The following is a 23176-nucleotide window of genomic DNA, read 5'->3' as shown; positions in this document are numbered from 1 at the left end:
CGTTTTTATAGATGAAGGAGTAACATAAATGGCCTACTTGGATACACTTGGTGAACTAATCTTAATTTTTTCGCTGCTGGCGTTTGTAATCAATTTAAACAAAACAAACTCTTTTGAGTCACCGTATAGACTCCTATTAACCCTTGGTTTGTTGTTCATTGTTATCACTGCTTCTTTTGGTGCTGTGCGTTTTGCTGGTGTAGATCAAGTAATACCCATCCATGACTATTTGTCTTTATTAAGTACAAAGGTTGCTATGGTGATTTACGTATTTAGTCTTCCTATGGTGATTCTATCTTGTAAAAGTAATGACGCCATCTTCAATACTAATATGTCTTCTTCAACTACTGAAAAAGAAGAATTAACAGGTAACCAAAATGCGCCTGTTAGTACTAAATTAGAGTACTTAAATGGTCACTTTTCGGAGCAGGGGATTGTTAAAGTTGCGAAGTTTGTAATGGTATTTTTGCTGACGTTTAATATTCTAACTGTAAGTTTTTCCATCGAAACTAATAAGCTAATTACAGATGCAAGTATCATTCTCGGATTTGTTTTGTTTGCTTTAGTCGCTAAAGAAAAAGGGTTAGTGTTCTTATCTATTGTCACGCTTTTGTTGGTTCCAGCGTCGACGACACTGCACATTAGTGATGATTTAAGTATGGCTATTTTCCATTTACTGCTTGCCATCCATTTTTTACTTATAAATAGAGTGTTCACCTTAGAGCTGTCACAACCAAGTTTTAATGAAGTCAGCGAGCAAAATCGCCTATAATGGCTAATAGACTTTAAAAAGGTGATGTATGACAGAAACTAAACTAGATCCAAATCGATTTGTTGAAATCAAAAGCTGGAGCCAAGATAAGCGTTTAAAATACTTATTAATGCAAATACTGGAACAGCAGCAGGTTTGGATTTTAACCGACGAACACGGCGCTGTGATGCTAACAACGGATGATGAAGACTGCATTCCAGTTTGGCCTCATTTTGAATTTGCTCACGAATGGGCAACGGGTGATTGGAACGGTTTTGAACCTAAAGCTATTTCATTAAAAGATTGGCAGAAGAAGTGGAGTCATGGCCTTGAAGATGATGAATTGTTAATAGTGGCATTTCCAGTCCCTGATGAAGACGGCATTATCCTTGAACCGTTTGAGCTAGAAGATGAATTAGAACAGCAAAAACGAAAGCTTCACCCTCGCTAGAATCAAAAGCCCAAGTCTACGATTTGGGCTTCTTCAAAAAGATAACATCCTTATCTACAAACTCTAAAGTTAATCCAAATTTCTTCGCAATAAACTCAAAGGTTGGTTGGCTGAAAAAGCTGATATGAGTAGGATCGTTTTTATAGTGCCAATTGGCAAAACGTTGTTTATCGATGACGAGTTTTGTCATTATGGCTAGTAACCCGTCAGGCTTTATCATCTCAATAAGTTGGCTCAACTCTTTACTTGGGGTATTAAAATGCTCTATTACTTCTGTACTGGTTATAAAGTCATATTGCTTGTTGAGTAGTGATTTATCGTCGGCGTAATAAATATCATATTCGCTGATGTTTAAACCAAGTCTCCTAAGCTCAAATGCCAAGGCAGGTCCAGGTCCACAACCAAAATCGAGACCAGTGAGGTCGCCTTTCTTTTTACCTAAGGGCTTTTCATTTAAACGTTTGTCATTTTCAAACTTTCCATCTGATGTGACAAAGCTAGCAGAGTTAATAGAGTTAACAAGATTATTGGAGTTTGAAGAGTTAATAGAGTTGGAGTGAGAACTATAAGATTCCGGCTTAGAAAGTTGACTAGCAAACTCGCCAGCAAAATCAGCGTCAACCAATTGCGTTAACAGCGGCTTGGCTAACCGACTAAGAAAAGTTAGGTATCCTAAATCTTCAAGCTGGTTTTCATGTTTGTCATACTCTGACTTTTCATTAGATGTTGATAGGTGAAATTCGGCAGGAACAAAAACCAAGGAGCATTGTTGGCACTGTAGGTAATCACGTTTTTTGTCAGTAAAATAGTGTGCGACCTTTGTATGGTCGCACAATGGGCATAAGTGATTAGTCACTTACTACCTCAAAACTTAACATTTTCATATACTTTGCCATGTCTTCAGCTGATTTAGCTGGGCGCACGTTTTTATCGATCATGACAATTTTGCCTGTCTTGTCGATGTAAAATGTATGACGCTTTGCATATCCCATAAAGCTGACATCGTAAGCATCTGCAACTTCGCCTTCAGGGTCGCTCAATAACGGAAAGTCGGCTTTAGTTTCTTGCGCAAATCGCTCATTGTCTGACGCGTCATCTGTACTTGCCATAAAATATTGAGCATTAAACTCTTTAAGCAAATGTCCGTTTTCCGCTAACGATTTACATTCAATGGTACAGCCCGATGTAAATGCTTTTGGAAACCAAGCTAAAACAACGTTTTGTTTTCCTTTGTAGTCAGATAGTGAATAGGTTTTTCCGTCGCTTCCTTTCATTGTGAAATCAGGGGCCTGATCTCCAACTTTTAGCGATGCAAACGTTGTGACACTAAATAACAATGCCGAAGTTAGTGCGATAGTACTTAATAGTCTTTGTAACATATTGCGTTTCCTTATTAATAATCTGACGGTTGTACGCAGTAATAACCTTGGTCGATCAGTTTGTTACCGGTAATTGTTTGAATGTAGAGATAACAAAATCCAGTGTAACGACAAAAGGGATTTTTGCTTTTAGTGTTGTTAAATTTTCTTCTGACGTTTTCCACCCAAAAGGCGTCATCGTCAATAAATTACTGAGGTCCGATTCTTCAGTAATTTGAGTCTCCATGCTAACCGAGTCATGTTTTTCTAACTCAAACATATCGGGTGCTTTAGGTGTTTCGTGTAAATCAGCAGTAGGGTAAATGACCTGCTTAATTTCAAATAGATGATGCGGGCCAGGTGAAACGGATAATATTTTCCCTTGCTCCACTAAAATACGCTGGCATTCTTTGCCAATAAGAGGTGCGAAAACGTTCATTACTAAGTCTACACTGTCTGTAGCTAATGGCACGTGAGCATTTGTTGCTACGGCGTAATGAACTTGCTTGTTTCTCTTGGCGGCATATTTCACGGCAGATTTGGAAATATCAAAACCGTAAACGGCTTTATCGTCCATCTGTTTTTTAACTTCACTTGTGTAATAACCTTCACCACATCCTAAGTCAACAACAGTGTTTGGTGATAACTCAGCAATAAGTTCTATTAACTTGCTGCGCATAAACTCATAGTGACCTAACTGCAGAAACTCTCTTCGTGCTACCACCATGTTTAAGTCGTCACCTGGTTGAAGCGACTTCTTTAGCTGCACTGGTAATAAATTAACGTAACCTTCTTTGGCATAATCAAAAGCATGATTATTTGAACATCTTAATGTTTGTCCCTCTTTCTCTAATGAAGAAGAGCAGATAGGGCAGGTAAATTTAGCGTGTTCAGACATAAAAACTTATTCAAATAATTCAAAGACAACGCAATTATAACGCAGAGCTACTAAAATTGGTTTTAGTTTTAACAGTTGGTTTGTACATTAAATGTCCGAACGAGCGGTAAACCGTAAAATAAATGAAATTTACCCTTTACCTTAGGCATTCGCACAGTATAATTGCCGGACTTTGATGCAGGGGCGTAGTTCCAATTGGTAGAACAGCGGTCTCCAAAACCGATGGCTGGGGGTTCGAGTCCCTCCGCCCCTGCCAAGTCAAAGAAATTAAACCGCTTAGTTGCGGTTTTTTTGTGCCTGAAGTTTAGGATGTTTATGTAGCATCGAATTAGCCAGTTAGCTGCATGATTTTAGAACAGCGGTCTCCACTCTTCATAAAAGACGCGATGGCTGAGGGTTCGAGTCCCTCCGCCCCTGCCAAGTCAAAGAAATTAAACCGCTTAGTTGCGGTTTTTTTGTGCCTGGAGTTTAGGATGTTTATGTAGCATCGAATTAGCCAGTTAGCTGCATGATTTTAGAACAGCGGTCTCCACTCTTCATAAAAGACGCGATGGCTGGGGGTTCGAGTCCCTCCGCCCCTGCCAAGTCAAAGAAATTAAACCGCTTAGTTGCGGTTTTTTTGTGCCTAAAATTCACGAGCTCAAACGCTTCATTTAAGTGCTTTGCTAACATGGACAGTTAATTTAGTTAATTAAATCTCTAATGGCTCAACTCCGTAAATTTAGATATCATTAATTTTTACTTCTTAATTTTGGTTCAACTGTGTACACACCTCATCAAATAGAATGCATGAAAAAGCTTGGCATTAAATTTCTGCAAGCTGGCTCTCTCGATGCATCACCAGAAGAATCGTTGACTAAAGATATGGTGCTAGAGCCATCATTTGAAAAAGACTTGTTGGTTCTCTTTCCTCAAATGAAAGTGGTGGGCCAAAAGGTTCAGCTTACCGAAAGCTTTTCGTGGTTGATTGAAGGTAAATCTACCCGTGTTATCGCTACTAAAACACAATTAATAACAGCACCGATAAGTGATTTATCAAGCGCTCAAAAACAGCAGGTTTGGTCAACGTTGGCACCTTTGGTTAGCCAGTAATAAAAAACTAAAAACAAACACTAGCCGATGAATTTAAGCTAATAAAAGCCAGCTCATGAAAACAAGAATAGAACCATTAAACCATTCTCATATCTCCGAAATTATGGAAATTGAAAACACTGCGCACTTAGCACCTTGGAGTGAGCGTATTGTTTCTTCTAGTTTTGGCCCGCGTAGTCATAATATGGGCTTGTTTAAAATAGAGAAAAAACAATATCAACTTATCGGATATTATTTTTCAGACCATGTTGCTGGCGAAGTGTCTTTGGAAAACATATGTATTGCCAAAGATCACCAAGGTAAAGGCTTAAGCAAAGCGTTAATGAATGATTTGTTTACGTATAGTGAAAGCATACAGGCAGAAGAAATTTGGTTAGAAGTGAGAGAGAGCAACCAAGCTGCGGTTGCTCTTTATGAGTCATTTGGCTTTGTAATACAGAGCGTCAGAAAAAATTACTACTCAGTGCCTAACAGCGTTGAAAAAGAACACGCACTGTCTATGAAAAAAGCACTGTAGCAAGCAGCACAAACTCTAGTTAAGCTTTAATACCGACAACAAGCTTGAGTAATCGTCGGTCCAATTAACGGTTGCTCCGTCAGCCATTAAAATACCTGAGCCTAATGACTTTACCGTTGGTTGAGCCAAGTACTTCTTATTATTAGTAAATACTACCCACTCAGTTGTGTGAATGTTTGCATCTTCAGACTCGGCTTTAAAATAAACCGCCGTCATTTTTAATTGCTTAGCAATACTTCGCATCACAGGTTTTAGGTTTAAATAGCTATTTGAAATATGGAATGCCATTAAGCCATTTTGTTTAAGATGATGTTGGTAAAGGTTTATTGCTTCCTCAGTAAGCAAGTGAACCGGAATGGCATCACTCGAAAAGGCATCAACCACCAACAGATCAAACTGCTGGCTACCCTCATTATTCATCTCTTGTTCCAACATGACTCTAGCATCACCTAATTTAATATCTACCTGAGCGCGCGAACGCTTTAGATAATCAAAATAGGTATTGGCCACAAAAGCCACGTCGGGATTTAACTCATAAAATACATAATTATCATTGGACTGACCGTAATAGGCTAATGCACCAACACCTAAACCAATAAGTCCTACTTTTCGTGACGCTTGCTGTGTAGGCATTTGCAAAGTGAGACCAATACCCGATGCCGGACGGTAGTAACTAAGAGGTTCTAAATCAACTTTTTCAGCAGAGCTCGACGAGTCATTTATGGCAGGCAGGCGTTGAGCGCCATGTGCGGTATAACCATCAACCAGTCGACGTTCTGGCGGTGAGATATTCAGTAAATCTTTAACTGCGAGTGAGCCGTAAAAGTTGCGACTTTCATAAACATTAAACTGATTAAATTGAGCGTTTAAAAAGTTGAAAAAGAAACCAAAAACGACAAACCCAGCAAGACTAGTGAATGTCAGCTTATTGTCTGGTTTGGCGTTGAACGAGGCTGCATCAATATCAGTCTCTGATCTTTTCAGTGTTTTATTATGGCTAAAAATAGACAGGGGCAACAAAGCGTAAATCGCCATAAAGCCAATAATGTATTCATAGTTTTGCGTGAAAAATTGAGTAGCAAAAAAGGAAGCGAACAAACTTCCTGCTGCGCCGCCTGCGGCTAGTAATAAATAAAACAGAGTAAGGTGCTGAGTATCGGGTTTTGTTTTCACCAATTCGCCATGACAAACCATGGTGGCAATAAACATGGTTAATAAATAAAGTGATATTTGTGAAATAGCACTGAAATGTGTGCCTATATAAAACAGCAGCAATGCAATAACGGAGCTAACTATAAACGCCGCCAGCCAATACCAGCGGGCGTAAAGTCTTTCATTATGGAAGGTTAAAATAAACGTCACGAGGTAAACCGCAAGTGGTGTGATCCATAAAAAAGGAATAGGTGGAATGTTTTGTGTCATTTTGCTGGTGGTAGCAATCAGCAATACAACGCCGGCAGCGGACAGCAGAAACCAGCTAAGCATTTTCAAAAAGCTTGGCGTCGCCTCAATGGAATGTGCTTCTGTCTGCTCCGGTAAACGCTCCGGTGCCAGCTTTAACGCGGTATATATACTTAAACCAATCGTCGCGGAAAAAAGCAAGTAAACACCAGACCAGTAAAAGGTTTGATTGTTGAGTGTCAGCTGGTGCTCAATAATGAATGGGTAACTAAATAAGGCGAGCAGCGCGGCAATGTTAGAAACTGAATATAAGCGATAAGCTTTAGACTTTAATGAAGTTTGCCCTAACCAATGCTGAATCAAAGGGGCCGTTGTTGATAATACAAAATACGGCACGCCAATAGTGTAAAACAACAGTTTAAATACGTCCCAAAATGGCGATTGAACGTCAACAAATATGGCGTTAGACCAATCATTGGAAACGGGCATTAAGGTGGCGGCAATCAAAACTATCACCGCATGAAACTTGGCTTGAAAGCTAGTGTTTTTTAACTTACTTAAAATAAATGAGTAAAGGTAACCAGCCAGTAACATTGTTTGAAAAAACAATAAACACGCGGTCCAAACGGCACTGCCACCACCTAAGTTCGGCAATATCAGTTTTGCGTAAATAGGTTGAATTGAGAAAAGTAAAAATGAACTGAGAAAAATGGTTAAAACAAAAGACGCTTTCAAGTTGTTGTTCACTCGTGTGATAGCCGAAAACAGGCATGATACACGGCTTTTAGCTAAGGTTAAAATAGTGGCAGAAAAAACGCAGTTTAAGGTGAATCAGCGCCTTACTTTTAATCCTAATTCGGCTATAATACGCGGCTAAAATTTTATTCTCTTTTTCAATTCATATTTAATACAGGTAATTTGCATGTCTGCGCAACAACAGCAAGTCGACATTCGACGCACATTCGCGATCATCTCGCACCCGGATGCCGGTAAAACAACTATCACCGAAAAGGTATTGTTGTTCGGACAACACCTTCAAACAGCAGGTACTGTTAAAGGTCGTGGTTCAAACCAGCATGCAAAATCTGACTGGATGGAGATGGAAAAAGATCGTGGTATTTCAATTACTACGTCTGTTATGCAATTCCCATATAACGAATGTTTGGTCAATTTACTCGATACTCCAGGACACGAAGACTTCTCTGAAGATACTTACCGTACATTAACTGCAGTTGATTCCTGCCTAATGGTTATTGATACCGCGAAGGGTGTAGAAGATAGAACTCGTAAGTTAATGGAGGTTACTCGCCTTCGTGATACACCAATCATAACGTTCATGAATAAATTGGACCGTGACATTCGTGATCCAATGGAAGTTATGGATGAAGTTGAATCGGAACTAAAAATTGCATGTTCACCAATCACTTGGCCAATCGGTTGCGGTAAATTGTTCAAAGGTGTTTATCATATTCTTCGTGACGAAGTTATTTTATATGCCACAGGCCAAGGCCACACAATCCAAGAAGTTCGTACGATTAAAGGTGTTGATAACCCTGAGATAGATGCCGCAGTAGGTGAAGACCTTGCAGAACAATTACGTGAAGAACTAGAGCTAGTGGTTGGTGCGTCACATGAATTTGATAGAGAGTTGTTTTTAGCAGGCGAATTAACACCAGTATTTTTTGGTACCGCTTTAGGTAACTTTGGTGTCGACCACATGCTAGATGGTTTAACTGAATGGGCGCCAACGCCAATGCCTCGTGAAACTAACGAACGTTCTGTATCAGCAGAAGAGTCAAACTTCAGTGGTTTTGTATTCAAAATACAAGCAAACATGGATCCTAAACACCGTGACCGTGTTGCCTTCATGCGTATCGTTTCTGGTAAATATGAAAAAGGCATGAAAATGAAACACGTTCGTTTAGGAAAAGACGTTCGAATTTCAGATGCGTTAACTTTTGTTGCGGGTGACCGTGCCCAAGTTGAAGAAGCATGGCCGGGCGACATCATTGGTTTGCATAACCACGGCACTATTAAGATTGGTGACACCTTTACACATGGTGAAGACTTTAAATTTAGTGGTATTCCAAACTTCGCACCAGAATTATTCCGTCGTATCCGTCTTAAAGATCCACTGAAGCAAAAGCAGTTATTAAAAGGCCTTATTCAATTATCAGAAGAAGGTGCTGTACAGGTATTCCGTCCGCTTGAAAACAACGATTTGATTGTAGGCGCGGTTGGTGTACTTCAGTTTGATGTTGTTGTTCAACGATTAAAATCGGAATACAACGTTGAAGCAATTTATGAAAATGTAAACGTGGCAACTGCTCGTTGGGTAGAGTGCGACGATGACAAAAAACTAGATGAGTTCCGCCGTAAATGTGCTACTAACTTAGCGTTAGATGGTGGTGACAGCTTGGCGTACATTGCGCCGACAAGAGTGAACTTAAACTTATCGATGGAACGTTACCCAGATGTACGTTTCTTAGAAACTCGTGAACACTAATTAGGCACTAAAGAAAATGAATGTATTTCAATTAGTTCAAGACAGATTTAAACAAGCATTAAGCAACATTGAAGGCGCAGAAGGCGCACCAGCACCATTGGCTCGCAGTACTCGACCTGAATTTGGTGAATATCAATTTAACGGTGCTATGGCACTGGCGAAAATTTTAAAACAAAAGCCTCGTGATATTGCAGAGACTATTGTTGAGCAAGTAAACCTAGATGATATGGCTGATAGCTTAGAAATTGCTGGTCCTGGTTTTATCAATGTAAAGCTTCGTCCTGAGTGGTTAGCCGCACAGGTTGAAACAGCACTGGCAGATCCTCGTTTAGCCATCGAAAAAGAGTTGGCTAAAAAAGTTGTTGTTGATTTGTCTTCACCAAACCTAGCCAAAGAAATGCACGTTGGTCACCTTCGTTCAACGATTATAGGTGATGCCGTTGCACGCGTTATTGAGTTCTTAGGTCACGATGTGATTCGCCAAAACCACATGGGTGATTGGGGAACACAGTTCGGAATGTTGATCGCGCATTTACAAGACAAGCTGCAAGCATCTGAAGTTGCAACAACGGCACTGTCAGACTTAGAAGACTTTTACCGCGAAGCAAAAATTCGTTTTGATGACGAACAAGGGTTTGCTGACCGAGCTCGTGAGTATGTTGTTAAGCTTCAAGGCGGTGACGCTGAGTGTAAAGCTCTGTGGCAGCAGTTTATCGAAGTGTCTATTCAACACTCAGAAGAAGTATACGAGAAGCTGAACGTTAAGCTAACTAACGATGACATTATGGGCGAAAGTGCTTATAACCCAATGTTACCAGGTGTGGTTGCTGACTTAAAAGAGCAAGGCATTGTGGTTGAAGACCAAGGTGCGCAAGTTGTATTCATTGAAGAGTTAGCGAATAAAGACGGTGAGCCATCAGTATTTATCGTTGAAAAGTCAGGCGGTGGTTTCTTGTATTCAACCACTGATTTAGCGGCAATGAAGTATCGCTCATTTGAATTAGATGCGGACAGAATCATTATCTTTACCGATGCTCGTCAAGCTTACCACTTTAAGCAAGCTGAAATAGTTGGCCGTAAAGGTGGATTGTTACGTGAAGAAACGACCTATGAGCATGGCCCATTTGGCATGATGTTAGGTAAAGACGGCAAACCATTTAAAACTCGTACTGGCGGTACGGTAAAACTAGCTGATTTATTAGATGAAGCCGTTGAGCGCGCAGGCAAATTATTAGCAGAACGAAATAGTGATCTATCTGCAGATGAGCAAAATGAGATTGCTCGTAAAGTCGGTATTGGTGCTATTAAATATGCAGACTTAAGCAAAAATCGTACAACGGATTACATTTTTGACTGGGATACCATGTTGAGCTTTGAAGGCGATACGGCTCCTTATTTGCAATATGCATTTGCGCGTATTCAAAGTATTTTCCGCAAAGCAGGAATTAATACTGAAGATTTTTCTGCCAATGTTGTTATTGCAGAAGCTCAAGAAAAAGCGTTAGCAATGAAGCTATTGCAGTTTGTTGAAGTAATGAATGCGGTTAGCCAAAACTTAACGCCTCATGTGTTATGTACTTACCTTTATGAGTTAGCTAGCTTGTTCATGACATTCTACGAAGCGTGCCCAATCTTAAAAGATGGTGTGCCAGAAGAAACAAAACAAAGCCGTTTAGCGCTAAGCTTGTTGGTATCTAAAACAATGAAGCAAGGTTTAGACTTGTTAGGCATTGAAACAATGGAAAAAATGTAAGTATAAAATGTTTAAACCTGAACTCTAACCTTGGGTTTAGATTTGTCATATACTTTCTGAAAAGCGGAGCCTAGTGCTCCGTTTTTTGTTTTGACTTTAAACGATGCCGTTTACTGTTGTGTCCTGAAGCTAGACTAGGTGAGTTATTTCCAAACTAAGCTTGGCATCAACTGGGTGTTGAAACTCATCACCTATTTGTTTGGATTTCATGGCTCCGCCCAGGGGTGACGATAAGGTAATGACGGTAACGACTTCGTCTGATACCTCGATTTTTAAACCACCAGAATAATTGCCGATTAAAAACATTTTTGAAATTTCATCTGAATCAATGAGCTCAACTAAAGCCCCTGCGTCGATACTAGACTCATTACTGAATACTTTGTGTTGTAAAACTTTCCAATCCTCTATGGCATTGGCTAAGTCTGCAGCACGTTGTGAATGGCCATGTGCTAAATATGAAGCTTCGAGTCCAACCGTATCATACTGAGTTTCTGGTTTACTCTGTTCGTGAGTTGCCAATTGACGCGCCCCTTCTGCAGCATCGGAGGCTGCGAGAAAGGACTTTTCTAACTGAATAAATAATTCTGAAAATACTGCTAATTTGTCAATGTTCATAGATTGGTTTAAACAATTTCCAATGTGTCTGGTTCTTTCACAAAGTATACCGCAAGCATGGCTAAGGTGAATGGAAATAGCAGTAAATTAAATACAGAGAAAATCACAGTTACTTGTAGAATGCTCACCACTAAAAGCAATACAGAAAAGACTTTCAACATACTGCTGATTTGTTGGTGGTTGATTAGTATTACAATACTGCAAATAAAGGTAGAAAACGCTAATAAAACTAGTGCAGCAATGCCGAAAAACAAACCCACTGCAACTATGCTATCTGTTGATGAGTTTGGTAACGCACCACTTGTCATCGCTAAAGCAACATCAAAGATCACCGTTCCATGAAATAGGGCACTGGCTATCGCCATTACAATAAGCAAAATAGAAGCAAAGCGCGAGTTAAGTTGGACTTTTAGTGCTTTGCTTAAACTCAAATAAACGTAAACTTCAAGTGCGCCCATGATCACAAACATCAAATCACTGAAGCCAAGTGTCATCATATCGGCTTTTATAAATGCAAAAATATCATTATTAAAGCTTGCTGAGTAAAACGCACTGCTCCAATAAATGGGGAATACGATGGCGAGCAGCAAAGTGGCTATCGCTGGTTTTATGTATTGATTGTTCATTTAAATCTCCAGTTTTAAAATAAGTAAAGTCAGAGTTAGTTAATCGACTTTTAAAATAGATTAACTCCCATCTTTCTCTTTAATTTCATACACCAAAATATCGCCGGGCTGACAACTTAATGCCTTGCATATAGCCTCTAGCGTACTAAATCGAATCGCTTTAACCTTGCCGTTTTTCAACAAGGATAGATTAGTCATTGAAATGCCGATTTGTTGAGACAATTCAGTTAATGACATTTTCTGTTTCGCGAGTTCTATGTCTAAGTTAATTCGTATATTCATGTTATTTACAATAGTGACTTGTTTTATGTTAGTCAAATTAAATTTTATGATAAACGTAAATTTTATTTCGATTAGCATAAGGTGTCGTGGTTTGAGAACACAACTTCATTGACTAAATTTACACAGGAAAGTGAGCATATGTAAGTACTAGCTGGTGGTTTTAAAAATTTAAATTGGGACGATACTAACTGCGAATGCAATTAAATGGATATTGGCTGAGAATAGTTTACACAGAGGCATTCAAATATATAAAAACGGCTCGCTATATATTATTATTATCAGTTATTAAGGTTGGTAAAGGCTATCCTATATACTGCCAACTAAATCAGAGCGTTAAGGAACAATTATGTACGACTTGCCAGTGGTCAGCTTAAAAGACTCAGTGTCTGAACAAGAATGGCAGACGCGTGTGGAATTGGCCGCATGTTATCGATTATTAGTGATGCACGGTTGGGACGACTTAATTCATTCTCATATCTCAGCTCGCATTCCGGGTACAGATCATTTGCTGTTGAATGCTTTTGGCCTTACGTTTGACGAAATTACAGCATCAAATTTAGTTAAAATTGATATTGAAGGCAACATTGTTCAAGAAGACTGTCCTTTTACGATTAATCCAGCTGGCTTCACTATTCATAGCGCATTACATGAAGCAAGGCATGAAGATCAATGCACCTTGCACGTTCATACAAATGAAACCGTTGCAGTTGCAAGTTTAGAAGAAGGTTTATTGCCGTTGAGTCAGTATTCAATGTTTGCATTGGCGTCCCTTGCTTACCACGACTATGAAGGTTTAGCTGTTAATGATAAAGAAAAACAAAGACTCAAAGATGATTTGGGTAATGCTAATTTTTTCCTGCTTAAAAACCATGGTGCAATCACACTAGGTAAAACTATTGGTGATGCCTTTATGCATATGTACGATTTAACTCGTGCTTGTGAGATTCAATTGCAAGTTCAAGCAACGGGTCAATCTGCGTTTATGGTCGATCAAAGCATAGTGGATGGTATAAAAGCGCAGGCGAATATCGTCCATTCAGGTCAAACTGGTGGTCAAAAAGCATGGCCAGCCATGATGCGAAAAGTTAAGCGCGCCTATCCTGACTTTGATAAGTAAAGAGTAATAGGTAAAGGCGGATAATTAAGACCGACATCTAATTTGAACGCGTGACCAAGGGTCGCGAACAAAAACAACAAAGAATTTAATTAAAAGAGACCAAAATGAAAATCACTCACGTAGAAATATTTGATATTCACTGCCCAGAGCGCCCACCATGGAATCCTGTTTTTATCCGTATTCACACTGACGAAGGCATTTCAGGCGTTGGTGAGGCTGGTTTAGCCTACGATTGGGGACACAGTGCGGCTGCCGCTATGATTAAAGAAATAGCTGAAGCGGTTTTAATTGGTTTTAACCCGTTTAATACTGAATTGTTGTGGAGTCGTATGCTGCGAGAAAGCTTTTGGGGCTTAGGCGGCGGACCGGTTTTATATTCTGCAATGAGTGCAATTGATACAGCATTGTGGGATATCAAAGGTAAAGCCTTTGGCGTTCCTGTTTATCAATTATTAGGTGGTAAAACGAATGACAAGTTGAGAACTTATGCCAGCCAATTACAGTTTGACTGGGATAAAGACATCACTAAGCTTATTCAGCCAGAACAGTACGCAGAAGCGGCATTAAAAGCCGTTGCTGAAGGGTATGACGCAGTGAAAGTTGACCCAATTGTTTATGATGCAGATGGTGGCTCGTCGTTTGATAGAACTAAGTTATTCACAAAACCACAAATGCGCTTATTTGGTGATCGCCTTCGTGCAATCCGAAATGCGGTAGGCGAGGACGTGGATATTATCTTTGAATCACACTCGTTAATGGGCGCGGCTTCTGCAATTCAAATGGGTGCGATAGTGGAAGAAGTGGGCTGTATGATGTACGAAGAGCCTGTGAATTATTTAAATTCAGCGGTTCACAAAAAAGTGTCTGATAACGTAAATGTTCCAATTGCTGGTGGCGAACGCTTATATCATCGCTGGGATGTGCGTCCTTATTTTGAAGATCAAAGTATTGACGTTTTGCAGCCAGATGTTGGTTTATGTGGTGGTTTCACAGAAGCGAAAAAAGTGTGTGATTATGCCGATGTTTACGACATTCGTGTACAAGCGCACGTTTGTGGTGGTCCAGTTGCAACGGCAGCGTCATTACATTTAGAAACGGCGATTCCAAACTTCTTAATTCATGAGCACCATACTTATGCAATCAAGTCGTGGAACCGTGAGCTTTGTATTCAAGATCCACAACCGGTTGACGGTTTTTTCCAAGCACCTGATACTCCGGGAATTGGTATTGAACTGAATGATGACGTTGTTAAACGTTCGCCAAATGTGACGGTTAAGTAAGTTTTTTTAAGTGCCGTGTCTTTTGACGCGGCTTTTTTTTTGATTGAGAGACCTATTTGTTAAGGAGAGGGTGTCGGTTTATTTCGTTTGCAGCGCTCAGAGCAATAAATGACATTGTCCCAATTCTTTTCCCATTTTTTTCGCCAATTGAAAGGGCGATTGCAGACTGGGCAAGTTTTAGATGGTAAATGAAGCTTTTTGTGAGCCATTAAATAACATCCCCAAAATGCATGAACAGTCGATTTTATTTGAAATAGAAAGCAACGGCATTGTCATGAAGTAGCTTCTGCTGATGAGCTTGCGGAATATTTAGATTGTTTAACACCAAAACTATATTTTGCCAATATTCTGCATAGGTCTTGCTGAAAGTACATAACGGAAAATTGCTGGCCATCATGACACGTTCAATCCCAAATACATTTATGACACTTTTAATCTTAAGCTCCATAGCAGCAAGCGTGTAATTTCGGTTACTCATTTCCCAGCCTGAACACTTTATCGAAACGTTTGAAAACGCGCTTAATCGTTTAATCCCAGCAAGCCAGTTGGCCCATTCGTCTTTGTTGTGATTAGGATCTGAAGGGGGAAACCCAGCATGATTAATAACAACTTTTAAATCACCGAGCGGTAAAGAGCTCAATGATTTTGTAATACTGTCTACGATGAGTATATCGAATAGGTTCGCCTGAAGTTCAAAGATTAAATTTTGAGACTCTAAATAACTGAGATTGCCTAAGCAATTAGCTGAGTTAAGAATGGCAACTGCGTTTTCATCTAAAATATGGCGCACACCAGCAACAGAAGAATAAAGCTTAAGTTCGCTTATCTGACTTTTAAATTCTTCAGGCTCCAAAAGTAAATTGGCAGTGGCGATAGATTTAAAAGGCTTAGTGACGGTTTTTTCCAACCATTCGACTTCTTGGCTTGGGTGTTCATTGTTGAATCCAGCTTCAATGTGAACAAATGAAGATAGCTCAAATTGCTCAAACACGATTAGGTTCTGCTCCGAAAAGTCCCGATTTATTTTAGACTTATCGCTCCAAAAAGGAGGATACTCTGGCTTCAACCATTGATATTCGCCTTTGACCAGATCAAATAAGTGGAGGTGTGGGTCACTAATTTTCATTTATTGCGCCGTATACCCGCCATCAATAACTTGCAGGCTACCAGTTATAAAACTGGCCTTTTCACTCGCTAAAAATAGGGCAAACTGAGCGACTTCTTCTGGTTGGCCTAATCGACCAATTGGCTGGAGAGATGCTTCTTCTCGATGGATTTCGTCTTTATTTGCCCCTGAGCGCGCAACGTAATTGTCGATAGCCTTATGGTATAAAGGGGTTTCAATGGTGCCAGGGCATAATGCATTTGAGCGTATATTAAATTCGGCGTAATCGAGGGCTGTTGTTTTGGCCATAGAAGCCAACGCAGTTTTACTAAGGTTGTAAGCAAAAGAGTTTTGTTTAGCTATCAAGGCTTGGTCTGAAGCAATAAGTATTATTGAACCGTCGCGATGCTTTTTCATGCTCGGTAAAACGGCTTGTATTGCCGCATAAGCACCTTTTACATTGATATCTAAAACCCGATCAAATTCAGCGTCAGATGTGTTTTCAATAGTACCGGAGAAATGAATTCCCGCATTGGATATCAGAGTATCGATTTTATAACTACGGGCAATATTAGAAATGCTTTCGCGTACGGCATTCAGGTTCGTTATATCACAATGTATATACTCACCTTTGTCGCTAGGTTGTAAATCAAGATTAAAAACTTGGTAACCATTTTCTAGGAACAGTTCGACGCAACTAAGGCCAATTCCCGAAGAGCCACCCGTGATAATGCATGTTTTTTTCATTTCTAATAAAACCCTAAAATTAACCTACGGAATAGACCGCTAATTATGCAGAAAAAAGCACGCCGCCGCACGGTTAATTTTAAAACTGAGCTCTATTGAAGCTCTGTATAAATTTTGTCTAACACTGCTATTAACTTGTTCTGATTTGATTCGTTTGTCGCATAGCTATCTGGAGTCGCAAAGGCTTTTTTATCATTATCAAAATACTTGCCGTTGGATTCTTTAAAGCTGTCAGATAACGAAGCGTCCGTTAACAGGTTTACTCCAATAGAGATGTCATTACCTTCAACACCAAAACCCGCTTTCACCATTTTTGTTGCTAGCAATGAACCTGGGTTTACCGCTAAGAAAACCTGCCTTTTGGTGTCTACTAACTTTGCCATGGCTAACGTCCACGCCGTGATTGCAAGCTTACTTTCAGCATAGGCTTGCATTTCGTTGGAATAGCTTTTTGTTCCAAGAATACCGTTTAAGTCAAATGGCGTTTGGGCGGCTGAGGACAAATTAATCACTCTGGCATCGTCTGATAAGTGGCTATGCAAGGCTTTTGTAAATACATAAGGTGCAATCGTATTGACCATAAGTCGAGGGTCAACTTTATCTTTATCAATTGATGCGGGGTTTAATTTGAATACACCGGCATTGTTGATTAAAACATCGATTGACGCGTAATCAGATTTAAGTGTATTGGCTAACGCTAACACAGAGCTTAAGTCCGAAAAGTCGGCCTGGTATGCAGAAACTTGCGGCGATATTTTTAATAATGATTGGTGAACTGACGCCAGCTTTGCTTCATTTCGGCCGTGAATTATAACTTGATGACCAAGTTCTAATAATTTTGTCGCGGTTGCTAAACCTAAGCCATCGGTTGAACCTGTAATTAAAATTGTTTTCATCTTTATTCCTTTGAATAACCTATTAAAGGTATGGTTAAGCTAAATCATCTTTGGCTTCAATCAAGTAGTGTTTGAATATTAGTCGACAATTGCTATATTGATAATCCTCTTTAATGAAGAATCATTTTTTAGATATTATTGATAATGAATATTGAACATTTAAAACTATTTGTCCGAGTCGCTTCAACACTAAATATCAGCTCAGCAGGGCATGAATTAGGCTTGTCTGCAGCTGTGTCTAGCGCGCACATAAATAAATTAGAGCAAGAGTTAGGTATTCGTCTTTTGCATAGAACAACCAGAAATGTGTCGTTAACTGAAGAAGGAAAGGTTTTTCTTCCTCACGCAGAAGAGGTTCTAGTTGGTATCGAAGCCGCAAAAGCCTCGGTAGGCGTTGGCAATGCATCTCCTATGGGTACGCTAAGAATTACAGCACCGGCATCATTTGGACGGCAACATTTAGTTCCTGCTTTAGCAGAGTTTTTAAAGCGATACCCTTTGATCAATATTGATCTAAGCATGTCAGATACCATTGTGGATATGGTTGAAGGTGGTTTTGATATTGCGATTAGAAATGCTGAATTAAAAGACTCTAGCCTAATAGCCAGTAAATTAGCGGTGGATAAGCGAATTATTTGTGCCGCACCAAGTTATATTGAAGAGTTTGGCATGCCGAAAACGCTAGAGGATTTAAAGACACATAACTGTGTAAACCTCAGAAGCTTTGATACGTGGGCATTAAAGTCAGAAGGTAAAACGGTAAACATTAAAACGCATTCCAAGCTTCGAACGGATAACGGTGAGGCGATGCGAGATGCAAGTGTACAAGGGCTTGGTTTATCTATTAACTCTACTTGGAATGTTTATAAGCACTTGAATAGTGGCGAATTAGTGAAGGTTTTAGAGGATTATCCGTTGGCCTCTGATACTGCTATCTGGGCCGTTTATCCGTCGTCGAGATTGTTAGCACCAAAAGTTCGAGTATTGATAGATTTCTTAAAAGACTGGTATGGCACCCCGCCATATTGGGATACGGAATAGTATGAAAAACTGTAATCAGTGCGGAAAGTGTTGCATTAAATATGGTGGAGGAGATTTATCCGCCACCTCCGAAGAGATTGAAATGTGGGAGATTTTTAACCCCGACATATACGCATACGTGAAGGACGACAAAATATGGTTTGACCCAAAATCAGGAGAACCTTTAAAACAGTGTCCATTTTTAGGCATAGAGCCTAAGTTAACACCGGATTCACCAACACTATATACCTGCAGTATTTACCTCGATCGCCCAGAAGATTGCCGACATTACCCAAGCTTAATATCGGAAATGATTAGGGACGAATGTGAAATGATAGAAGTAACCGATTTAAACAACCCCTCAGCGGCTCAACTTAAATTGAATAAGCTTATGGATGATAGTCATCACAACCGTTAGGATCTTGGTGTACTAGAGCCATTGTCATCACGGTCGTCTTTAACATCGAACATAAAAAAAGCAGAACAAATGTTCTGCTTTTCGTAATTATATAACGCATTAGTAGTCTATACGTTCTGAACCGTATTTTTACATTTGAGCTTGTAAGTAATTAGGTAGGCCAATTGTTTTAATTAAGCCTAACTGCTGCTCTAACCAGTGTGCGTGGTCTGTTTCTGTATCATCGATAAGAACTTGAAGCATATTACGAGTTACGTAGTCTTGTTCTTTTTCACACAGTGCCATGGCGTCTTTTAACGCTTTGTCTACGGCATATTCAACACGAAGATCGCTCTCTAACATCTCAGGTACATCTTTACCTATGTACAAACCATCTCGGTTTACCATGTTAGGGATACCTTCTAAAAACAAGATTCGCTCAATTAATACTGACGCATGGCCTTTCTCATCATCGAATTCGTGATCAATACGTTCGAATAGCTTAGTAAAGCCCCAATCTTCGTACATACGAGAGTGAATAAAGTATTGGTCCATTGCTGCTAACTCAAATGCCAAAAGGCCATTTAATGCATTGATTACGTCTTTATTGCCTTTCATAACGAGGTCCTCTTTATAGCTGTGCTTGAAGGTACTTTTCAATACCTAAGTTTTCAACTTGATAGTCTTGAGTTTCTAGCCAATCTAAATGTTCTTCTTCACCTTCAAGAATATCAGTCAATAAATCTCTAGAAACATAATCTTGCTGCTCTTCACAAACCGCAACTGCAGCTCTCATTTGAGCAATTTGAGTCAATTGGAACTGAGAGTCACACTTGATCATTTCTACCGTATGTTCACCGATAGACAAGGCGCCAAGCTTTTGTAAATTTGGTAGACCTTCCAGAAACAGAATTCGTTCAATTAATTTGTCCGCTTGCTTCATATCTAAAATAGACTTTTTGTAACATTTGTCATTCAGTTTGCTAAAGCCCCAGTTTCTTGTACATGCGTGCATGCAAGAAATATTGATTAATGGACGTTAACTCCACCGTTAAAATGTCATTTAATGTGGTGATAATAGTTCGATTAGATTGCATAAAAAAATCCTAATAACGGGTAATAGGAACATTATAGATGATTATGCGGTTTTTGCAAAAATTCTTAATAAAAACAGGGGGTTAATAATGAGAATCATTATTAATTAGATTGAGGTTTTGTAACTAGCTGACTTCTTTAAATAAAGACTCATCCATGATCATTTTGTCTACAACCATTTGCGCAACCTTAGTACAGTTACCACACTCAGAACCAACAGGCAGGTGTTGTTTTAATTCACGAAGGTTACCAACACCGTGCTGGTTAACAACATCTTGAATATCTTTATCGGTGATACCTTTGCATAAACAAACGTACATTTTGAATCCTACTGGTTACGGCTAACTTCAATGCAAGTGATAATAGTTCTCATTTAGTTTGAAGGCAAGTGTTTTTGTCTGTTTTTGTGCTATTTTTAAGCATTGTGTTTTTCCGCTTTTGGGAAAGCAAGAGTACAATATTACCTATATTGATAATTTCGATAGGTTTAATCGAAAATTCACCTTGGTTTATGAAATTTTAACTATATATACTGTGCACAAGAATTTATTAACAATAACCACATTGGAGAAACCCATGGGCGTATTAGTAGGCCGTCAGGCACCAGACTTCACTGCAGCTGCAGTATTAGGCAACGGCGAAATCGTTGATACATTTAACTTTGCTGAAGCAACTAAAGGTAAAAAAGCAGTTGTTTTCTTTTACCCACTAGACTTCACTTTCGTTTGTCCTTCAGAGCTAATCGCTTTTGACAAACGCTTAGCTGAGTTCAACAAGCGCGGTGTTGAAGTAATTGGTGTTTCTATTGACTCACAATTCAGCCACAACGCATGGCGTAACACTGCTGTTGCAGACGGTGGTATTGGCCAAGTTGGTTACACACTAGCAGCAGACGTTAAACACGAAATCTGTAAAGCGTATGACGTTGAGCATCCAGAAGCTGGCGTTGCTTTCCGTGCATCTTTCTTAATTGATGAAGAAGGCATGGTTCGTCACCAAGTAGTTAACGATCTTCCTCTAGGTCGTAACATTGACGAGATGTTACGTATGGTAGACGCATTAAACTTCCACACAGAGCACGGCGAAGTATGTCCTGCTGGTTGGGAAGAAGGTAAAAAAGGTATGGACGCAACTCCTGCAGGCGTTGCAGCGTTCTTATCTGAGAACTCTGAATCTCTATAATTTTAATTTTAGTTTGATGGGTTATTTTGCTCATCAATATTAAATATCAAAACTCTCGACTTGTTCGGGAGTTTTTTTTTGCCTGAAATAAATGTTGGTAGGTACATTCTTAACTGACGATAGTTTTGTTAAACTTCGAGCTGAATATTTCTTTTAAGGTGTGTGTTGGTGAAGCAGTCGGTTAATCAGTGTTTTTCAGATGAAGGGGCGTTAGCAAAAGCGATCCCTGGATTTAAAGCTCGCCAATCACAATTAGACATGGCTAATGCGGTGGCCAGCGCCATCAAAGATAAAAAGCAGTTGGTTGTAGAAGCCGGCACTGGAACAGGTAAGACATTTGCTTATTTAGCCCCCGCTATATTAGATGGCCGAAAAATTATTGTGTCCACAGGGACCAAAGCTCTGCAAGAGCAACTTTTCCACCGTGATTTGCCATTAGTTAAACAAGCAATAAAGCCTCGATTAAAAACGGCATTGCTCAAAGGCCGAAGTAATTACCTTTGTATCTATAGAATGAATCAAAATGGTCAGCATCCACCATTTGAAGACCCTGACTTTATTACAGACTTGTCTAAAGTTCGTCGGTGGAGCTCAGAAACAGACTCTGGTGATCTTGGTGAATTAACATCCATAGAAGAAAATAGCCGTGCTATCCCTTACGTGACAAGTAGTGTAGATAATTGCCTTAGTAAAGACTGCCCAAATATTGGTGAATGTCATGTAGTTAATGCGCGTAAAAAAGCATTGGATGCAGATTTAATTGTTGTGAATCACCATTTATTTTTTGCTGACATGGCCTTAAAAGATACTGGTTTTGGTGAACTAATTCCTGAAACGGACGTTATTATTTTTGATGAGGCTCATCAAATTCCGGATATTGCGGCGGAGTATTTTGGCGAGCATTTTTCCTCGCGCCAAGTTTTTGAATTATGTAAAGACATTCAAGCCGAATATCAGATGAACTTGCGTGACTTGTCGCAGTTAAATAAAGCGGCCATGAATTTAGAAAAAAATATTTTAGATATGCGCTTAGCCTTTGCTTATGATCCAGAACGAGGTAATTGGCGAGATAAAGCGCCTCAGGAAGAAGTTGTTGCGGCCATGCAGTTGGTCCATAAGTCCTTCGACTTTATTTACGATGTATTAAAACTAGCGGTTTCAAGAACGGAAGCGATTGATGCTTGTTTTGACCGTTTGTGTCAATTAAGAGGCAAGTTTGATCGTGTGAATCAAATTGAAGAAACCGGCTTTAGTTATTGGTATGAAACCAGCAAAAGGCACTTTACGCTTCACACAACTCCTCTGTCTATTGCTGATAAGTTTGGTGGTTTTGTTAAAGAGTCTGATTCAAGCTGGATTTTTACCTCTGCTACCGTATCGGTAGATGATGACTTTGAACACTACACGAATCAATTAGGCTTACCAGAAGCTAGAACACAAATACTGGGAAGCCCATTTAACTATCAAGAACAAGCATTGTTCTGTGTACCAAGGTATTTCCCTGAGCCAAACGACAAATCCGCAGTTCGAGCGTTTGGTGAACTAGCGTTGGAGTTAATTGAAGCTAGTCAAGGTCGAGCGTTTTTACTGTTCACTAGTCATAGAGTGATGTCGTTAGTAGCAAAAATGCTTGAAGATAAAACCAGGTTACCTTTGCTGGTTCAAGGCACAACAAGTAAGCGTTTATTATTAGAGAAGTTTACTAAACTTGGCAATGCCGTATTACTTGGAACAAGCTCTTTTTGGGAAGGGGTGGATGTACGTGGCGACGCACTTTCTTTGGTGATGATTGATAAATTACCTTTTGCTTCGCCAGATGATCCACTGCTACAAGCTCGTATGGAAGATTGTAGATTAAAAGGTCAAGACCCGTTTAAGCATGTTCAAATTCCTCAAGCGGTAATCTCTTTAAAACAGGGAGTTGGCCGGTTAATTAGAGACGTAACAGATAGTGGTGCATTAGTTATATGTGATCCACGGTTAGTGACAAGACAATACGGTGAAACTTTCATGAGAAGTTTACCCGACATGAAGCGAACTCGAGATACAGACAGAGTCGTTAAATTTTTAGAAACGTTATAGTGTAA

General features: G+C 39.6%; 25 protein-coding genes, 1 tRNA gene and 1 pseudogene. 13 read left to right on the top strand and 14 right to left on the bottom strand.

What is annotated here, in order from left to right:
* Positions 1–28: 28 nt before the first annotated feature.
* Together GNP35_RS03365 and GNP35_RS03360 are read left to right on the top strand one after the other, a co-directional pair.
* A complete protein-coding gene (locus GNP35_RS03365; RefSeq protein ID WP_155694498.1) occupies positions 29–772 on the top strand; it encodes a hypothetical protein in 744 nt (247 codons plus the stop codon).
* Positions 773–800: 28 nt separating this feature from the next.
* A complete protein-coding gene (locus tag GNP35_RS03360) occupies positions 801–1202 on the top strand; it encodes a DUF2750 domain-containing protein (RefSeq protein WP_155694496.1) in 402 nt (133 codons plus the stop codon).
* Between the two features lie 16 nt (positions 1203–1218).
* Here the strand turns inward: GNP35_RS03360 and GNP35_RS03355 are convergent, their stop codons facing one another.
* The 3 genes from GNP35_RS03355 to GNP35_RS03345 are packed head-to-tail and all read right to left on the bottom strand — an operon-like array spanning position 1219 to position 3458.
* Positions 1219–2058 carry a class I SAM-dependent methyltransferase gene (locus tag GNP35_RS03355; protein ID WP_330997683.1) on the bottom strand — a complete coding sequence of 280 codons (840 nt, stop codon included), beginning with the start codon at positions 2056–2058 and terminating at the stop codon, positions 1219–1221.
* Complete coding sequence (locus GNP35_RS03350) at positions 2051–2581, bottom strand: peroxiredoxin (protein ID WP_155694494.1); 531 nt, start codon at positions 2579–2581, stop codon at positions 2051–2053. The genes GNP35_RS03355 and GNP35_RS03350 overlap by 8 nt, the downstream gene beginning before the upstream one ends.
* A gap of 55 nt (positions 2582–2636) precedes the next feature.
* The gene (locus tag GNP35_RS03345; protein ID WP_155694492.1) at positions 2637–3458 is read right to left on the bottom strand and encodes a putative RNA methyltransferase; all 822 of its coding nucleotides are present in this window, start codon (positions 3456–3458) and stop codon (positions 2637–2639) included.
* Between the two features lie 179 nt (positions 3459–3637).
* Here GNP35_RS03345 and GNP35_RS03340 point away from each other — a divergent pair.
* The 3 genes from GNP35_RS03340 (at position 3638) to rimI (ending at position 5067) form a co-directional block, all read left to right on the top strand.
* Positions 3638–3714, top strand: a tRNA-Trp gene (locus GNP35_RS03340).
* Between the two features lie 506 nt (positions 3715–4220).
* Positions 4221–4550, top strand: a complete 330-nt coding sequence (locus GNP35_RS03335) for a hypothetical protein (protein WP_155694490.1) — start codon at positions 4221–4223, stop codon at positions 4548–4550.
* Positions 4551–4605: 55 nt separating this feature from the next.
* The gene (gene rimI, locus GNP35_RS03330; RefSeq protein WP_155694488.1) at positions 4606–5067 is read left to right on the top strand and encodes a ribosomal protein S18-alanine N-acetyltransferase; all 462 of its coding nucleotides are present in this window, start codon (positions 4606–4608) and stop codon (positions 5065–5067) included.
* A gap of 15 nt (positions 5068–5082) precedes the next feature.
* Here rimI and GNP35_RS16215 read toward each other — a convergent pair whose 3' ends face one another.
* Entirely contained in the window at positions 5083–7215 is a 2133-nt protein-coding gene (locus GNP35_RS16215) for a fused MFS/spermidine synthase (RefSeq protein WP_155694486.1), read from the bottom strand.
* Positions 7216–7390: 175 nt separating this feature from the next.
* Between GNP35_RS16215 and prfC the strand changes: the two genes are divergently transcribed.
* The gene (gene prfC / locus GNP35_RS03320; protein ID WP_155694484.1) at positions 7391–8974 is read left to right on the top strand and encodes a peptide chain release factor 3; all 1584 of its coding nucleotides are present in this window, start codon (positions 7391–7393) and stop codon (positions 8972–8974) included.
* 16 nt (positions 8975–8990) lie between these two features.
* Positions 8991–10727 (top strand): arginine--tRNA ligase, encoded by a 1737-nt coding sequence (argS, locus tag GNP35_RS03315; protein WP_155694482.1) that lies wholly within the window; start codon positions 8991–8993, stop codon positions 10725–10727.
* A 129-nt stretch (positions 10728–10856) separates the two neighbouring features.
* Here the strand turns inward: argS and GNP35_RS03310 are convergent, their stop codons facing one another.
* From GNP35_RS03310 to GNP35_RS03300, 3 genes are read right to left on the bottom strand one after another with little or no spacing between them, the layout of a single operon-like run.
* Positions 10857–11342, bottom strand: coding sequence for a transcription elongation factor (locus tag GNP35_RS03310; RefSeq protein ID WP_155694481.1), 486 nt, complete (start codon positions 11340–11342; stop codon positions 10857–10859).
* Positions 11343–11350: 8 nt separating this feature from the next.
* Entirely contained in the window at positions 11351–11968 is a 618-nt protein-coding gene (locus GNP35_RS03305; RefSeq protein ID WP_155694479.1) for a hypothetical protein, read from the bottom strand.
* Between the two features lie 60 nt (positions 11969–12028).
* Complete coding sequence (locus GNP35_RS03300; RefSeq protein WP_155694477.1) at positions 12029–12250, bottom strand: helix-turn-helix domain-containing protein; 222 nt, start codon at positions 12248–12250, stop codon at positions 12029–12031.
* Between the two features lie 346 nt (positions 12251–12596).
* Here GNP35_RS03300 and GNP35_RS03295 point away from each other — a divergent pair, with 346 nt between their 5' ends.
* Positions 12597–13367, top strand: a complete 771-nt coding sequence (locus GNP35_RS03295; protein ID WP_155694475.1) for a class II aldolase/adducin family protein — start codon at positions 12597–12599, stop codon at positions 13365–13367.
* Positions 13368–13471: 104 nt separating this feature from the next.
* On the top strand, positions 13472–14647 hold the full coding sequence (locus tag GNP35_RS03290; RefSeq protein ID WP_155694473.1) for a mandelate racemase/muconate lactonizing enzyme family protein: 1176 nt from the start codon (positions 13472–13474) through the stop codon (positions 14645–14647).
* A 59-nt stretch (positions 14648–14706) separates the two neighbouring features.
* Here the strand turns inward: GNP35_RS03290 and GNP35_RS03285 are convergent, their stop codons facing one another.
* The 4 genes from GNP35_RS03285 to GNP35_RS03270 form a co-directional block, all read right to left on the bottom strand.
* Positions 14707–14856 (bottom strand): DUF2256 domain-containing protein, encoded by a 150-nt coding sequence (locus GNP35_RS03285; protein WP_155694471.1) that lies wholly within the window; start codon positions 14854–14856, stop codon positions 14707–14709.
* A 35-nt stretch (positions 14857–14891) separates the two neighbouring features.
* Positions 14892–15773, bottom strand: a complete 882-nt coding sequence (locus GNP35_RS03280) for an amidohydrolase family protein (RefSeq protein WP_155694469.1) — start codon at positions 15771–15773, stop codon at positions 14892–14894.
* Positions 15774–16499, bottom strand: a complete 726-nt coding sequence (locus GNP35_RS03275; protein ID WP_155694468.1) for an SDR family NAD(P)-dependent oxidoreductase — start codon at positions 16497–16499, stop codon at positions 15774–15776.
* 92 nt (positions 16500–16591) lie between these two features.
* Positions 16592–17395 carry an SDR family NAD(P)-dependent oxidoreductase gene (locus GNP35_RS03270; RefSeq protein WP_155694466.1) on the bottom strand — a complete coding sequence of 268 codons (804 nt, stop codon included), beginning with the start codon at positions 17393–17395 and terminating at the stop codon, positions 16592–16594.
* Between the two features lie 144 nt (positions 17396–17539).
* On the opposite strand from GNP35_RS03270, the gene GNP35_RS03265 reads away from it, so the two are divergent.
* Entirely contained in the window at positions 17540–18436 is an 897-nt protein-coding gene (locus GNP35_RS03265; protein ID WP_155694464.1) for a LysR family transcriptional regulator, read from the top strand.
* Position 18437: 1 nt separating this feature from the next.
* Positions 18438–18833 carry a YkgJ family cysteine cluster protein gene (locus GNP35_RS03260; protein ID WP_155694462.1) on the top strand — a complete coding sequence of 132 codons (396 nt, stop codon included), beginning with the start codon at positions 18438–18440 and terminating at the stop codon, positions 18831–18833.
* Positions 18834–18962: 129 nt separating this feature from the next.
* Here GNP35_RS03260 and bfr (GNP35_RS03255) read toward each other — a convergent pair whose 3' ends face one another.
* The 3 genes and pseudogenes from bfr (GNP35_RS03255) to GNP35_RS03245 all read right to left on the bottom strand — a co-directional run bounded on the left by bfr (GNP35_RS03255) (position 18963) and on the right by GNP35_RS03245 (position 20227).
* Positions 18963–19430: a bacterioferritin gene (bfr, locus tag GNP35_RS03255; protein WP_155694454.1), complete on the bottom strand. Its 468-nt coding sequence runs from the start codon at positions 19428–19430 to the stop codon at positions 18963–18965.
* Positions 19431–19443: 13 nt separating this feature from the next.
* Positions 19444–19909 (bottom strand): annotated as a pseudogene (gene bfr / locus GNP35_RS03250) (bacterioferritin).
* Between the two features lie 123 nt (positions 19910–20032).
* On the bottom strand, positions 20033–20227 hold the full coding sequence (locus GNP35_RS03245; protein ID WP_155694452.1) for a (2Fe-2S)-binding protein: 195 nt from the start codon (positions 20225–20227) through the stop codon (positions 20033–20035).
* A gap of 256 nt (positions 20228–20483) precedes the next feature.
* Between GNP35_RS03245 and GNP35_RS03240 the strand changes: the two genes are divergently transcribed.
* Positions 20484–21089, top strand: coding sequence for a peroxiredoxin (locus GNP35_RS03240; RefSeq protein WP_155694450.1), 606 nt, complete (start codon positions 20484–20486; stop codon positions 21087–21089).
* Positions 21090–21257: 168 nt separating this feature from the next.
* Positions 21258–23171 (top strand): ATP-dependent DNA helicase, encoded by a 1914-nt coding sequence (locus GNP35_RS03235; protein ID WP_330997682.1) that lies wholly within the window; start codon positions 21258–21260, stop codon positions 23169–23171.
* Positions 23172–23176 lie beyond the last annotated feature (5 nt).

Source organism: Psychrosphaera haliotis, assembly GCF_009728465.1.
GTDB lineage: Bacteria > Pseudomonadota > Gammaproteobacteria > Enterobacterales > Alteromonadaceae > Psychrosphaera > Psychrosphaera haliotis.
Note: the sequence above shows the minus strand (reverse complement) of the source record. Positions and strands in the feature narration are given on the sequence as shown.

Bases quoted from the DNA above. Each gene is read 5' to 3' on its own strand.
- GNP35_RS03305 (WP_155694479.1), bottom strand. From the start codon at position 11,968: ATGAACAATCAATACATAAAACCAGCGATAGCCACTTTGCTGCTCGCC.
- prfC (WP_155694484.1), top strand. From the start codon at position 7,391: ATGTCTGCGCAACAACAGCAAGTCGACATTCGACGCACATTCGCGATC.
- bfr (WP_155694454.1), bottom strand. From the start codon at position 19,430: ATGAAAGGCAATAAAGACGTAATCAATGCATTAAATGGCCTTTTGGCA.
- GNP35_RS03280 (WP_155694469.1), bottom strand. From the start codon at position 15,773: ATGAAAATTAGTGACCCACACCTCCACTTATTTGATCTGGTCAAAGGC.
- GNP35_RS03265 (WP_155694464.1), top strand. From the start codon at position 17,540: ATGAATATTGAACATTTAAAACTATTTGTCCGAGTCGCTTCAACACTA.
- GNP35_RS03300 (WP_155694477.1), bottom strand. From the start codon at position 12,250: ATGAATATACGAATTAACTTAGACATAGAACTCGCGAAACAGAAAATG.
- GNP35_RS03275 (WP_155694468.1), bottom strand. From the start codon at position 16,499: ATGAAAAAAACATGCATTATCACGGGTGGCTCTTCGGGAATTGGCCTT.
- argS (WP_155694482.1), top strand. From the start codon at position 8,991: ATGAATGTATTTCAATTAGTTCAAGACAGATTTAAACAAGCATTAAGC.
- GNP35_RS03245 (WP_155694452.1), bottom strand. From the start codon at position 20,227: ATGTACGTTTGTTTATGCAAAGGTATCACCGATAAAGATATTCAAGAT.
- GNP35_RS03260 (WP_155694462.1), top strand. From the start codon at position 18,438: ATGAAAAACTGTAATCAGTGCGGAAAGTGTTGCATTAAATATGGTGGA.
- GNP35_RS03350 (WP_155694494.1), bottom strand. From the start codon at position 2,581: ATGTTACAAAGACTATTAAGTACTATCGCACTAACTTCGGCATTGTTA.
- GNP35_RS03310 (WP_155694481.1), bottom strand. From the start codon at position 11,342: ATGAACATTGACAAATTAGCAGTATTTTCAGAATTATTTATTCAGTTA.
- GNP35_RS03360 (WP_155694496.1), top strand. From the start codon at position 801: ATGACAGAAACTAAACTAGATCCAAATCGATTTGTTGAAATCAAAAGC.
- GNP35_RS03290 (WP_155694473.1), top strand. From the start codon at position 13,472: ATGAAAATCACTCACGTAGAAATATTTGATATTCACTGCCCAGAGCGC.
- GNP35_RS03285 (WP_155694471.1), bottom strand. From the start codon at position 14,856: ATGGCTCACAAAAAGCTTCATTTACCATCTAAAACTTGCCCAGTCTGC.
- GNP35_RS03345 (WP_155694492.1), bottom strand. From the start codon at position 3,458: ATGTCTGAACACGCTAAATTTACCTGCCCTATCTGCTCTTCTTCATTA.
- GNP35_RS03365 (WP_155694498.1), top strand. From the start codon at position 29: ATGGCCTACTTGGATACACTTGGTGAACTAATCTTAATTTTTTCGCTG.
- rimI (WP_155694488.1), top strand. From the start codon at position 4,606: ATGAAAACAAGAATAGAACCATTAAACCATTCTCATATCTCCGAAATT.
- GNP35_RS03270 (WP_155694466.1), bottom strand. From the start codon at position 17,395: ATGAAAACAATTTTAATTACAGGTTCAACCGATGGCTTAGGTTTAGCA.
- GNP35_RS03240 (WP_155694450.1), top strand. From the start codon at position 20,484: ATGGGCGTATTAGTAGGCCGTCAGGCACCAGACTTCACTGCAGCTGCA.
- GNP35_RS03295 (WP_155694475.1), top strand. From the start codon at position 12,597: ATGTACGACTTGCCAGTGGTCAGCTTAAAAGACTCAGTGTCTGAACAA.